The organism is Leclercia barmai, assembly GCF_049312895.1.
In the GTDB taxonomy this organism is placed as follows: domain Bacteria; phylum Pseudomonadota; class Gammaproteobacteria; order Enterobacterales; family Enterobacteriaceae; genus Enterobacter; species Enterobacter barmai.
In genome coordinates this window covers 15302-27071 of sequence record NZ_JBMNWZ010000011.1, presented here as the reverse complement: position 1 = coordinate 27071, position 11770 = coordinate 15302, and the positions used below count along the sequence as shown (strand labels likewise).

General features: G+C 57.9%; 13 protein-coding genes and 1 riboswitch. Of the genes, 7 read left to right on the top strand and 6 right to left on the bottom strand.

The genetic code is table 11. The features are described 5' to 3' along the window. Positions 1–178 precede the first annotated feature (178 nt). The gene (gene purH, locus ACOYA6_RS22705) at positions 179–1768 is read left to right on the top strand and encodes a bifunctional phosphoribosylaminoimidazolecarboxamide formyltransferase/IMP cyclohydrolase (protein ID WP_422655459.1); all 1590 of its coding nucleotides are present in this window, start codon (positions 179–181) and stop codon (positions 1766–1768) included. A gap of 15 nt (positions 1769–1783) precedes the next feature. Next, positions 1784–3076, top strand: a complete 1293-nt coding sequence (gene purD / locus ACOYA6_RS22700; RefSeq protein ID WP_422655458.1) for a phosphoribosylamine--glycine ligase — start codon at positions 1784–1786, stop codon at positions 3074–3076. 42 nt (positions 3077–3118) lie between these two features. Here purD and ACOYA6_RS22695 read toward each other — a convergent pair whose 3' ends face one another. From ACOYA6_RS22695 to nudC, 6 genes are all read right to left on the bottom strand, one after another. Further along, positions 3119–3811, bottom strand: a complete 693-nt coding sequence (locus ACOYA6_RS22695; RefSeq protein ID WP_039028897.1) for a DUF1481 domain-containing protein — start codon at positions 3809–3811, stop codon at positions 3119–3121. 11 nt (positions 3812–3822) lie between these two features. Continuing rightward, positions 3823–4095 (bottom strand): nucleoid-associated protein HU-alpha, encoded by a 273-nt coding sequence (gene hupA, locus ACOYA6_RS22690; RefSeq protein ID WP_002445246.1) that lies wholly within the window; start codon positions 4093–4095, stop codon positions 3823–3825. Positions 4096–4281: 186 nt separating this feature from the next. Beyond that, on the bottom strand, positions 4282–4872 hold the full coding sequence (locus ACOYA6_RS22685; RefSeq protein WP_039028896.1) for a YjaG family protein: 591 nt from the start codon (positions 4870–4872) through the stop codon (positions 4282–4284). 41 nt (positions 4873–4913) lie between these two features. Then, positions 4914–5585, bottom strand: coding sequence for a deoxyribonuclease V (gene nfi, locus ACOYA6_RS22680; protein ID WP_039028895.1), 672 nt, complete (start codon positions 5583–5585; stop codon positions 4914–4916). A gap of 9 nt (positions 5586–5594) precedes the next feature. Next, a complete protein-coding gene (gene hemE / locus ACOYA6_RS22675; RefSeq protein ID WP_039028894.1) occupies positions 5595–6659 on the bottom strand; it encodes a uroporphyrinogen decarboxylase in 1065 nt (354 codons plus the stop codon). A gap of 42 nt (positions 6660–6701) precedes the next feature. After that, positions 6702–7475, bottom strand: a complete 774-nt coding sequence (nudC, locus tag ACOYA6_RS22670) for an NAD(+) diphosphatase (protein ID WP_138371052.1) — start codon at positions 7473–7475, stop codon at positions 6702–6704. Between the two features lie 95 nt (positions 7476–7570). Here nudC and ACOYA6_RS22665 point away from each other — a divergent pair, with 95 nt between their 5' ends. From ACOYA6_RS22665 to thiS, 5 genes are all read left to right on the top strand, one after another. Next, positions 7571–8068, top strand: a complete 498-nt coding sequence (locus ACOYA6_RS22665; protein WP_039028892.1) for an Rsd/AlgQ family anti-sigma factor — start codon at positions 7571–7573, stop codon at positions 8066–8068. 53 nt (positions 8069–8121) lie between these two features. Then, positions 8122–8230: riboswitch (TPP riboswitch) on the top strand. A 76-nt stretch (positions 8231–8306) separates the two neighbouring features. Further along, positions 8307–10202, top strand: a complete 1896-nt coding sequence (gene thiC / locus ACOYA6_RS22660) for a phosphomethylpyrimidine synthase ThiC (protein ID WP_422655457.1) — start codon at positions 8307–8309, stop codon at positions 10200–10202. After that, complete coding sequence (gene thiE / locus ACOYA6_RS22655) at positions 10202–10837, top strand: thiamine phosphate synthase (protein WP_422655456.1); 636 nt, start codon at positions 10202–10204, stop codon at positions 10835–10837. The genes thiC and thiE overlap by 1 nt, the downstream gene beginning before the upstream one ends. Beyond that, positions 10830–11585, top strand: coding sequence for a thiazole biosynthesis adenylyltransferase ThiF (gene thiF, locus ACOYA6_RS22650; RefSeq protein ID WP_422655455.1), 756 nt, complete (start codon positions 10830–10832; stop codon positions 11583–11585). Before thiE ends, thiF begins: the two co-directional genes overlap by 8 nt. Continuing rightward, positions 11569–11769 (top strand): sulfur carrier protein ThiS, encoded by a 201-nt coding sequence (gene thiS / locus ACOYA6_RS22645; protein ID WP_039028888.1) that lies wholly within the window; start codon positions 11569–11571, stop codon positions 11767–11769. The genes thiF and thiS overlap by 17 nt, the downstream gene beginning before the upstream one ends. Position 11770 lies beyond the last annotated feature (1 nt).

The window sequence follows — 11770 nt, the reverse complement described above, 5'->3', positions numbered from 1 at the left end:
ATTACACACAGACTTATCCACAATGCGACGAAAAAGTGAAAATGTGCGAGCGTTGCGCAAACGTTTTCGTTAAAATGCTCGCGCTTAATAAAGCGACCCCGCCAGGTGTGTTAGTTGAGTTTTTATGTGGAAAATTCACCTAACGCTCTCTGTAATCGTCAAATCCAGGGGATTTACCATGCAACAACGTCGTCCAGTCCGCCGCGCTCTGCTCAGTGTTTCTGATAAAGCCGGTATCGTCGAATTCGCTCAGGCACTTTCTGCACGTGGCGTAGAGCTGCTGTCTACGGGTGGCACTGCTCGCCTGTTAGCAGATAAAGGCCTGCCGGTAACCGAAGTGTCCGATTACACCGGTTTCCCGGAAATGATGGATGGACGCGTCAAAACCCTGCACCCGAAAGTTCACGGCGGCATTCTGGGTCGTCGCGGTCAGGACGACGGAATTATGGAGCAACATGGGATCGCGCCGATCGACATGGTCGTTGTTAACCTTTATCCGTTCGCCCAGACCGTTGCCCGTGAAGGCTGCTCTCTGGAAGATGCGGTAGAGAACATCGATATCGGCGGCCCAACCATGGTGCGCTCCGCGGCGAAGAACCATAAAGATGTCGCCATCGTCGTAAAGAGCAGTGACTACGATGCCATTATTAAAGAGATGGATGCCAACGAAGGTTCGCTGGATCTCGGGACCCGTTTCGACCTCGCCATTAAGGCCTTCGAACATACCGCCGCGTACGACAGCATGATCGCCAACTACTTCGGTAGCCTGGTACCTGCCTATCACGGCGAAAGCAACGAACCTTCCGGCCGCTTCTCTCGCACCTTAAACCTGAACTTCATCAAGAAGCAGGATATGCGCTACGGTGAGAACAGCCACCAGCAGGCAGCCTTCTATATAGAAGAAGAGGTAAAAGAAGCCTCCGTTGCTACAGCACAGCAGGTTCAGGGCAAGGCGCTCTCCTATAACAACATCACTGACACCGACGCGGCGCTGGAGTGCGTGAAAGAGTTCAGCGAGCCAGCCTGCGTTATCGTTAAGCATGCAAACCCATGCGGCGTGGCGGTAAGCACCTCTATTCTGGATGCTTACGATCGCGCTTATAAAACCGACCCGACCTCTGCGTTTGGCGGCATTATTGCCTTTAACCGCGAGCTGGATGCCGAAACCGCCCAGGCGATCATCTCCCGCCAGTTTGTGGAAGTGATCATCGCCCCTTCTGCCACTGAAGAAGCGCTGAAAATCACCGCGGCAAAACAGAACGTGCGCGTACTGGTCTGCGGTCAGTGGGCGGAACGCGTTCCGGGCCTGGACTTCAAGCGTGTGAACGGCGGTCTGCTGGTTCAGGATCGTGACCTGGGTATGGTGACAGAAGCCGACCTGCGCGTGGTTACTAAGCGTCAGCCGAGCGAGCAGGAGCTGCGTGATGCGCTGTTCTGCTGGAAAGTGGCTAAGTTCGTGAAATCCAACGCCATCGTATATGCCAAAGAGAACATGACTATCGGCATAGGCGCAGGCCAGATGAGCCGCGTCTACTCCGCGAAAATCGCCGGTATTAAAGCGGGCGATGAAGGTCTGGAAGTGAAAGGGTCTGCTATGGCCTCTGACGCCTTCTTCCCGTTCCGTGACGGCATCGATGCGGCTGCCGCTGTGGGTATCACCTGTGTGATCCAGCCTGGCGGCTCTATCCGTGATGACGAAGTGATTGCTGCCGCTGATGAACACGGCATCGCGATGATCTTCACCGACATGCGTCATTTCCGCCATTAATTTCCGGAGCAGAGAATGAAAGTATTAGTGATTGGTAACGGCGGGCGTGAGCACGCCCTGGCGTGGAAAGCGGCGCAGTCTTCGCAGGTAAAAACCGTCTTTGTGGCGCCGGGTAATGCCGGTACGGCTCTCGAGCCTGCCCTGCAGAACGTGGCTATCGGCGTAACCGATATTCCGGCGCTGCTGAACTTCGCCCGCAACGAGAAAATCGACCTGACCATCGTCGGCCCGGAAGCGCCGCTGGTGATTGGCGTGGTTGACGCGTTCCGCGCGGCGGGCCTGACCATCTTCGGGCCGACCGAAGGCGCCGCGCAGCTCGAGGGCTCGAAGGCCTTCACCAAAGATTTCCTGGCGCGTCATAACATTCCGACCGCGGAATACCAGAACTTCACCGAAGTGGAGCCAGCGCTGGCTTACTTACGTGAAAAAGGCGCGCCGATTGTAATCAAGGCCGACGGCCTGGCCGCCGGTAAAGGCGTTATCGTGGCGATGACTCTCGAAGAAGCAGAAGCCGCTGTCCAGGACATGCTGGCAGGGAACGCTTTTGGCGATGCGGGCCACCGTATCGTGATCGAAGAGTTCCTCGACGGGGAAGAGGCGAGCTTTATCGTCATGGTCGACGGCGAGCACGTCCTGCCGATGGCCACCAGTCAGGATCATAAGCGCGTTGGCGATGCCGATACCGGCCCGAATACCGGCGGCATGGGCGCATACTCCCCTGCTCCGGTGGTCACCGACGAAGTACACCAGCGCACCATGGATCGCATCATCTGGCCAACCGTGAAAGGAATGGCTGCGGAAGGTAACACCTACACCGGCTTCCTGTACGCGGGCCTGATGATCGACAAACAGGGCAACCCTAAGGTTATCGAGTTCAACTGCCGCTTTGGCGATCCGGAAACTCAGCCGATCATGCTGCGCATGAAATCCGATCTGGTGGAGCTGTGCCTGGCCGCCTGCGAAGGCAAGCTGGACCAGAAAACCTCTGAGTGGGATGAGCGCGCGTCTCTGGGCGTGGTGATTGCTGCGGGCGGTTATCCGGGCAACTACAACACCGGCGATCAAATCCACGGCCTGCCGCTGGAAGAAATCGATGGTGCGAAAGTGTTCCACGCAGGCACCAGGCTCTCTGATGACGAACTTGTGCTGACTAACGGTGGACGCGTCCTGTGCGCCACGGCGCTGGGCAATACCGTTGCAGAAGCGCAGCAACGCGCCTATGCGCTGATGGCGGATATTCACTGGAACGGCAGCTTCAGCCGTAACGATATTGGTTATCGTGCGATTGCGCGCGAGCAGGGGAAGTAGTTTTCCCCTCACCCTGACCCTCTCCCCATCGGGGGAGGGTACTTAAAAACTCTTCTCTGTCGGCTGCCAGGTACAGAAATCTTCGTTAGCCACCAGCAGCAGCTGTGACCCTTCAGGCGCTTCCAGCCACGCCACGCTCACTTCCATAGAGGAGTGGCTCTGACGGCGTGCAATATGTTCCGTTGCCCAGCTATCGAGATCCGGTTTCAGGGTCTGGCCTTCGCACGTGGTGACGGTGCCGTCGGCATGCCAGCGCCCCTGATGCAGCACCACCCTTCCCTGTCGCAGCGCATCGCTGGTCTGGCGAATTTGATCGGCCCGGTAGCGGTAAAGTTCGATTTGATCGGTAGAAAGCTGCTGTTTAAGACCGCCGATTTCGCGCTGCATAAAGCTCAGCTCACCGTGGTCGTCAAAACGTACCCGCACATGCTCGGGGACTTTGCTGTAGATGTTTACGTCGATATAAGCGAGCGTATCGCCCTGCCAGCGGTATTCACTGGTAGTAGTACTTCCGCTATGCCAGGGGCTAAAAGCGGAGAGGAGATGCACTTCGTCGTCTGAGTCTTTACGCCAGACGCGTACCGCGCCCTGATTGTCAGCGTAGCCGCTGGCAGTAAAAGCCGGCAGGGAGGAGTCATGACTGCAGGCGGTCAGTACAAGCACGCCCGCCAGCGCCAGTGCCTGGCGCCAGACAGACAAAAGGGGCGAAACCGCCCCCTCGATAAAACTGTTCACTGCTACGCGGCTTACTTAACTGCGTCTTTCAGTGCTTTGCCAGAAACAAATGCTGGCACGTTAGCTGCAGCGATTTTGATTTCTTTACCGGTCTGCGGGTTGCGGCCAGTACGCTCAGCGCGGTGGTTCACTTTGAAGGTACCGAAACCTACCAGTTGTACAGCATCGCCTTCTTTCAGAGACTCAGTAATTGCAGCCAGGGTGGATTCCAGAGCAGCTTTAGCCTGTACTTTAGACAGGTCAGCTTTGTCCGCAATTACATCAATCAGTTGAGTCTTGTTCATAAGTTATCCTTTCAATGTGTTTATCGCTTGCTAAGCATCGAGTGCGACGAAAATGCCAAAAAAGCACTCTCCTGCATACACGCACCGATAGCCACTTATTTTCGCCCCCCAAATGTAGACCAGACGGGGGGCAGAAGGGAAGAGTAGAGGCATGACAAATCAGGCGTTAAATCACGTTTTGTTGTCTCACTGGTTAAGATTTATACCAATGTTACTCTCGCCTGCCTCACGCAAGTCTGCACGCAGACCTTTAATCAGTTCGATATCGCGTTCTTCACACTCGGCCAGCAAACGGAAAATTTCCCACTGGATATCCCATTCCTGCTCAACGGCCGGGTTCAGACGGAGCTCTTCATCGGTCATTTCACGCTCTGCCTGAGTCATCTCCAGCATCGCCACAGTGGTGATAGAGGCCTTACTGACTTCGATGGCATGTTCCAGAGTTTCGCCACTCAGACGCGAGTGAATCAGTTCACTTAAGGCCACACAGGCATCAATGGCCGGGTAGACGCCATAGACATCATAGTCATCAGCAACCGGGATCGCCTCTTCCAGCTTATCGAGCTGGGAGTCGAAGTTCACCTTCGCATCTTTGACCGTTAGCGTTTCCCACACCAGATCGAGGATACGGCGATACAGTTGACCATCACCAAATTCAGTCTGCTTGCAGAACATGGCGTAGTTCGGATACATACGTTCGCACAGACAGGCCATAAATGTGACGTGCTGCCAGCTTTCCAGCTTCTCAAGGCGCAGATGAATCGGGTTTTGTAACATGATGATGTCTCGAATCGAAAATTGGCCGCAGTTTACCTGAATCAGCGCTGAATTTCCTGCCAACGAACAAAAGCCGGACGCCCGGAAGCCACCGCATCGGCCCAGCGGGTCGGTTCCGGCAGCCGATAGCCCCGCATACAGCGCTGGACCCACGCCAGGGCGCTGTCGGTACTGACGCGATGGCCGGTGGCGATGAACAGCGGATTGCAGCGGGCTTTGCTGCGCCAGACCCACGCCAGCTGCTCGCCTTTATCCATCAATGGCGCCAGCGCGCCGGGTTCGGGCGACAGAGGCTCAAACTTGCCGCAGAGGCGTTTCTTCGCCACGCCGATGGTCGGCACATCCACCAGCAGGCCAAAATGGCTGGCGACGCCGAGACGGCGCGGATGGGAGATCCCATGCCCGTCAACGAACAGCAGATCGGGCCTTTGCGAGAGCTGATCCCACGCGGCCAGCAGCGCGGGATACTCACGAAATGAGAGGAAGCCGGGAATATAGGGCATGGTCGTGGCGATGCGCGCCACCTGGTATTCGACCAGCTCCAGCCCGGGGTACGTCAGGAGCACTATCGCCGCCCGCGTCACCTCTCCGCCCTGCTCAAACCCGACATCGGCCCCCGCAATCAGCGTGGGCGGGTCTTTATCCAGACGATCCTCACGGGATACAGACGCAGCGAGTTTAAGTTGTTGAGCGCGAAGTGACGCAAGATCCATAACGACTCCTTACGGGTGATACTGGGCAGAAAGTCGGTGTACCGCCTCCACAAACACGCCTGCATGCTCTGGCGGAACATCCTGATGAATACCGTGCCCCAGATTAAAGACATGGCCCTCGCCCTGACCGAAGCCTGCCAGAATGGTCGAGACTTCTTCTTCAATACGGGCGGCCGGAGCATACAGCATAGACGGATCCATGTTGCCCTGCAGGGCGACTTTGTCCCCCACGCGACGGCGCGCATCGGCGATATCGGTGGTCCAGTCGAGGCCCAGCGCATCACAGCCGGTCTCTGCCATCGCTTCCAGCCACTGGCCTCCGCCTTTGGTGAACAGCGTTACCGGCACGCGGCGCCCTTCGTTTTCACGCAGCAGGCCATCGACGATTTTATGCATGTAGTAGAGCGAGAACTGCTGGTAATCGCGGCCCGTCAGCACTCCGCCCCAAGTGTCGAAGATCATCACCGACTGCGCGCCCGCTTTGATCTGCGCGTTCAGATAGAGGGTGACGCTTTTCGCCAGCTTTTCGAGCAGGGCATGGAGCGCCAGCGGATCGGCGTACATCATCTTCTTGATAACGGTAAAGGCTTTGCTGCTGCCGCCTTCGACCATGTAGGTCGCCAGCGTCCACGGACTGCCGGAGAAACCAATCAGCGGTACTTCGCCTTTCAGCTCGCGGCGAATAGTGCGCACCGCGTTCATCACATAACCGAGTTCCTGCTCCGGGTCCGGGATCGGCAGATTGTCGATGTCCGCTTTGCTCTTGATGGGAGAAGAGAAGCGCGGACCTTCGCCGGTTTCAAAGTACAGACCAAGCCCCATCGCATCCGGGATGGTCAGGATATCTGAGAAGAGGATCGCCGCGTCCAGCGGATAGCGGCGCAGCGGCTGAAGGGTCACTTCGCAGGCCAGCTCCGCATTTTTGCACAGCGACATAAAATCGCCCGCCTGCGCACGCGTGGCTTTATATTCCGGCAAATAGCGGCCCGCCTGGCGCATCATCCATACCGGGGTGATATCAACGGGTTGGCGCAGCAGCGCACGCAGATAACGATCGTTCTTCAGTTCGGTCATTTTTGCAGTTCCTTAAGCGTCTTATTCCCAGTGTATCACGTCTCAGATATCGTCAGCCCGACACATTGCCACGGTATCTTCTATCAGGCGGCGCGCCACGGTGCCGGGCGGTGGGAGCAGCGGTAAATCGTCGTAACGATACCAGTCGGCTGACAGCAACTCTTTCGGGTCGATGACGATCTCGCCGCTGTCGTACTCGGCCATAAAGGCGGTCATCAGCGATTGCGGGAACGGCCACGGCTGGGAGGTGACGTAGCGCAGGTTCTTCACTTTGATACCGCTCTCTTCCATCACTTCACGCGCAACGGCCTGCTCCAGCGTTTCGCCCACTTCCACAAACCCGGCCAGCACGGTATGCACCCCGTTGCGATGACGGGTATGTTGCGCCAGCAGTATGGTGTCTTCACGACGGATAGCGACGATGATGCACGGCGCGATTTGCGGATAGTAGCGTTCGCGGCAGTGGCTGCAGAGCATGGCCCATTCGGTTTTGCTTGGGTGCATGGTGTGGCCGCAGTAGCCGCAATATTTATGCGAGCGATAAAACTCGGCCAACTGCACAGCGCGGCCGGCCAGCTGGAACAGGCCGACATCGAGATCGAGCACCTGGCGAACCGATCCCATATCGTGGCGACGATTTTGTTGGATCAACCACACAGAATCGCCCTGCCACTCGCCAATGTTTAGTGCGGGTTGACCCGCAAGATCGAAATTTCCGGCTTCGCCATGTGGTAATTCACCACCGGGCAACCATAATTTTTGTTCATGGCTGACTAACCACCAGCCGCGATCCGATTTTTCAATTATACGATCCATATCTATTGCACTACCTTTGCTTCACAGGCATGTTGGTAACAATACTATTACATTTTGGGTGGGCAGCTTTTAATCTTAACCTTGCGGAGTCAAACATGCTAAACCAGCTAGAAAACCTGACAGAGCGCGTTGGCGGAAGTAACAAACTGGTCGATCGCTGGCTGCACGTGCGTAAACATCTGCTCGTTGCCTACTACAATCTCGTTGGCATTAAGCCGGGTAAAGAGTCCTACATGCGCCTGAATGAAAAAGCGCTGGACGATTTTTGCCAGAGCCTGGTCGACTACCTTTCCAATGGTCATTTCAATATTTATGAACGCATTATCGGTGAAATGGAAGGTAACAGCCCGTTTTTAGCGGCCACCAAACTCTACCCTCTGCTGGAAGCCAACACTCAGCAGATCATGGATTATTACGACTCCACGCTCGAAAATGCCATCGATCAGGACAACTATCTGGAATTTCAGCAGGCACTTTCTGATATCGGCGAGGCGCTGGAGCAACGATTTACGCTGGAAGACAACCTGATCGCCCTCGCGCTGGATCACAATCTGAAAGCCAGCAACGAAGATAACGTCGCCCGACCGGCTTGAGTTATTTATCGTTAACGCGTAATTTACATTTACTGCTCCCGCTGTAGGGGAGCAAATTCTTGTCGGAGTGCCCAGTGCGAAAGCCGGGCTGAGACCGTTAATTCGGGATCCGCGGAACCTGATCAGGTTAAGACCTGCGAAGGGAACAAGAGTCAATTTACTGTATCGCCCCCGGGCGATCCTCTCTTGCTTCATCCGTCGTCTGACAAGCCACTTCCTGAACTTACTGGAACGAGCTATGTCTGCCACAAAAATGACCCGCCGCGAACAGCGCGCACACGCCCAACACTTCATCGATACCCTGGAAGGCACCGCTTTCCCAAACTCTAAACGCATCTATCTGACCGGCTCCCGGGATGATATCCGCGTACCCATGCGCGAGATCCAGCTCAGCCCGACGCTCATCGGCGGCAGTAAAGAAAACCCGCAGTTTGAAGAGAACGAAGCGGTGCCGGTCTACGACACCTCCGGGCCTTACGGCGATCCGGCGGTGGCCATTAATGTCCAGCAGGGGCTGGCGAAACTGCGCCAGCCGTGGATTGACGCGCGTGACGACAGCGAAGCGCTGAACGAGCAAAGCTCGGCTTATACCCGCGAACGCCTGGCCGATGATGGCCTGGACGAGCTGCGCTTCACCGGTCTTCTCACGCCGAAGCGTGCCAGGCCTGGCAAATGCGTCACCCAGCTGCACTACGCCCGTCGGGGGATCGTCACGCCGGAGATGGAGTTTATCGCCATTCGCGAAAACATGGGCCGCGAGCGCATCCGTGGCGAGGTGCTGCGCCACCAGCATCCGGGTGAGGGCTTTGGGGCTCGTCTGCCGGAGAACATCACCCCGGAGTTTGTGCGTGACGAAGTGGCCGCCGGCCGTGCCATCATCCCCGCCAACATCAACCACCCGGAATCGGAGCCGATGATCATCGGGCGTAACTTCCTGGTGAAAGTGAATGCCAACATCGGTAACTCAGCGGTCACCTCCTCCATCGAAGAAGAGGTGGAAAAACTGGTCTGGTCGACGCGCTGGGGGGCGGACACCGTCATGGACCTCTCCACCGGTCGCTATATTCACGAGACCCGTGAGTGGATCCTGCGTAACAGCCCGGTGCCGATTGGTACCGTCCCCATCTACCAGGCGCTGGAGAAGGTGAACGGCATCGCGGAAGACCTCACCTGGGAGGCTTTCCGGGATACCCTGCTGGAGCAGGCCGAACAGGGCGTGGATTACTTCACCATCCATGCGGGCGTGCTGCTGCGCTACGTGCCGATGACCGCTAAACGCCTGACCGGCATCGTCTCACGTGGCGGTTCTATCATGGCGAAATGGTGCCTGTCCCATCATCAGGAGAACTTCCTGTATGAGCACTTCCGCGAAATCTGCGAGATCTGCGCCGCCTACGACGTTTCGCTGTCGCTGGGCGATGGCCTGCGTCCGGGCTCCATTCGCGACGCCAACGACGAAGCGCAGTTTGCCGAACTGCACACTTTGGGCGAGCTGACCAAAATTGCCTGGGAGTATGACGTTCAGGTGATGATTGAAGGCCCGGGCCATGTGCCGATGCAGATGATCCGCCGCAACATGACCGAAGAGCTTGAGCACTGCCACGAAGCGCCGTTCTATACCCTGGGGCCGTTGACCACCGATATCGCACCGGGTTACGACCACTTCACCTCCGGCATTGGCGCGGCGATGATTGGCTGGTTCGGCTGCGCGATGCTTTGCTACGTGACGCCGAAAGAGCATCTCGGTCTGCCGAACAAAGAGGACGTGAAGCAGGGGCTGATCACCTACAAAATTGCCGCCCACGCCGCCGACCTGGCGAAGGGCCATCCGGGGGCGCAGATCCGCGATAACGCCATGTCGAAAGCGCGCTTCGAATTCCGCTGGGAAGATCAGTTCAACCTCGCCCTCGACCCGTTCACCGCCCGCGCCTATCACGACGAAACCCTGCCGCAGGAGTCCGGTAAAGTGGCGCACTTCTGCTCCATGTGCGGGCCGAAATTCTGCTCGATGAAAATCAGCCAGGAGGTGCGTGATTACGCCGCGGCGCAGACTATCGAAGTGGGAATGGCCGATATGTCAGAGACCTTCCGCGCCCGGGGCGGCGAAATCTACCTCAAAAAAGAGGAGGCGTAATGTATCAGCCCAACTTTCCGCCAGTGCCGTTTCGTCTGGGGCTTTACCCGGTGGTCGACAGCGTGGCGTGGCTTGAGCGTCTGCTGGCCGCTGGGGTAAAAACCCTGCAGCTGCGCATCAAGGATAAACAGGATGACGAGGTTGAGGCCGATATTGCGGCAGCCATTGCCCTGGGGCGTCGTTATGACGCCCGCCTGTTTATCAATGACTACTGGCGTCTGGCGATTAAGCACCAGGCTTACGGCGTGCATCTGGGTCAGGAGGATCTGGAGACCACCGATCTGGAAGCCATTCGTCGCGCCGGTTTGCGTCTCGGCGTGTCGACGCATGACGACATGGAGATCGACGTGGCGCTGGCGGCACGTCCGTCTTACATCGCCCTGGGACACGTTTTTCCGACCCGGACCAAGCAGATGCCTTCAGCTCCGCAAGGGCTTGAACAGCTGGCCCGTCATATCGAACGGCTCGGGGATTATCCCACCGTCGCCATCGGCGGTATAAGCCTCGAACGCGCGCCTGCGGTCCTGGCGACCGGCGTGGGAAGCATCGCGGTGGTGAGCGCCATCACCCAGGCCGGGGACTGGCAGGCAGCGACGGCGCAGCTGCTGCAACTGGCGGGGACAGGCGATGAATGACCGTGACTTTATGCGCTACAGCCGCCAGATCCTGCTGGACGATATCGCCATCGACGGGCAGCAAAAGCTGCTCGCCAGCCGGGTGTTGCTGATCGGCCTCGGCGGACTGGGCGCCCCGGCGGCGCTATACCTGGCCGGAGCCGGGATCGGCACGCTGGTGCTGGCCGACGATGACGAGGTTCATCTGAGCAATTTGCAGCGGCAGATCCTCTTCACCACCGACGATATTGCCCAGCCGAAAGCGCAGGTAACGCAGCGTCGCCTGCAGCAGCTCAACCCCGATATCCGGCTGATTGCCCTGCAGACCAGGCTGGAAGGCAACGCGCTGCAGGAGGAGATCGCCCGCGCCGACGTGGTGCTGGACTGCACCGACAACATGGCCACCCGCCAGGCGATCAACGCCGCCTGCGTGATGCTCAACACTCCGCTTATCACCGCCAGCGCCGTGGGCTTTGGCGGACAGATGATGGTGCTGACGCCTCCCTGGACGCAGGGCTGCTACCGCTGTCTGTGGCCGGATGATGACGAGCCGCAGCGCAACTGCCGCACCGCCGGTGTTGTCGGCCCGGTGGTTGGCGTGATGGGCACCCTGCAGGCGCTGGAGGCGATCAAGCTGCTCAGCGGCATCGAGACTACGCGCAATGCGCTACGTCTGTTCGACGCCCGGGCAGGGAGCTGGCGGCAGCTGGCTTTGCAGCGCGCCAGCGGCTGTCAGGTATGTGGGGGGCAGCATGCGGATCCATTTTAACGACGAACCGATGCAGTGCGTGGAAGGCATCACCGTCGCCACCCTGCTCTCCCAGCTGCGCCAGTTAAAACCCGGGGTCGCGCTGGCCCTGAATCAACAGATCCTGCCGCGCGAGCAGTGGGAAAAACAGCAGGTACGCGAAGGCGATCAGATCCTGCTCTTTCAGGTGATTGCCGGAGGCTGAG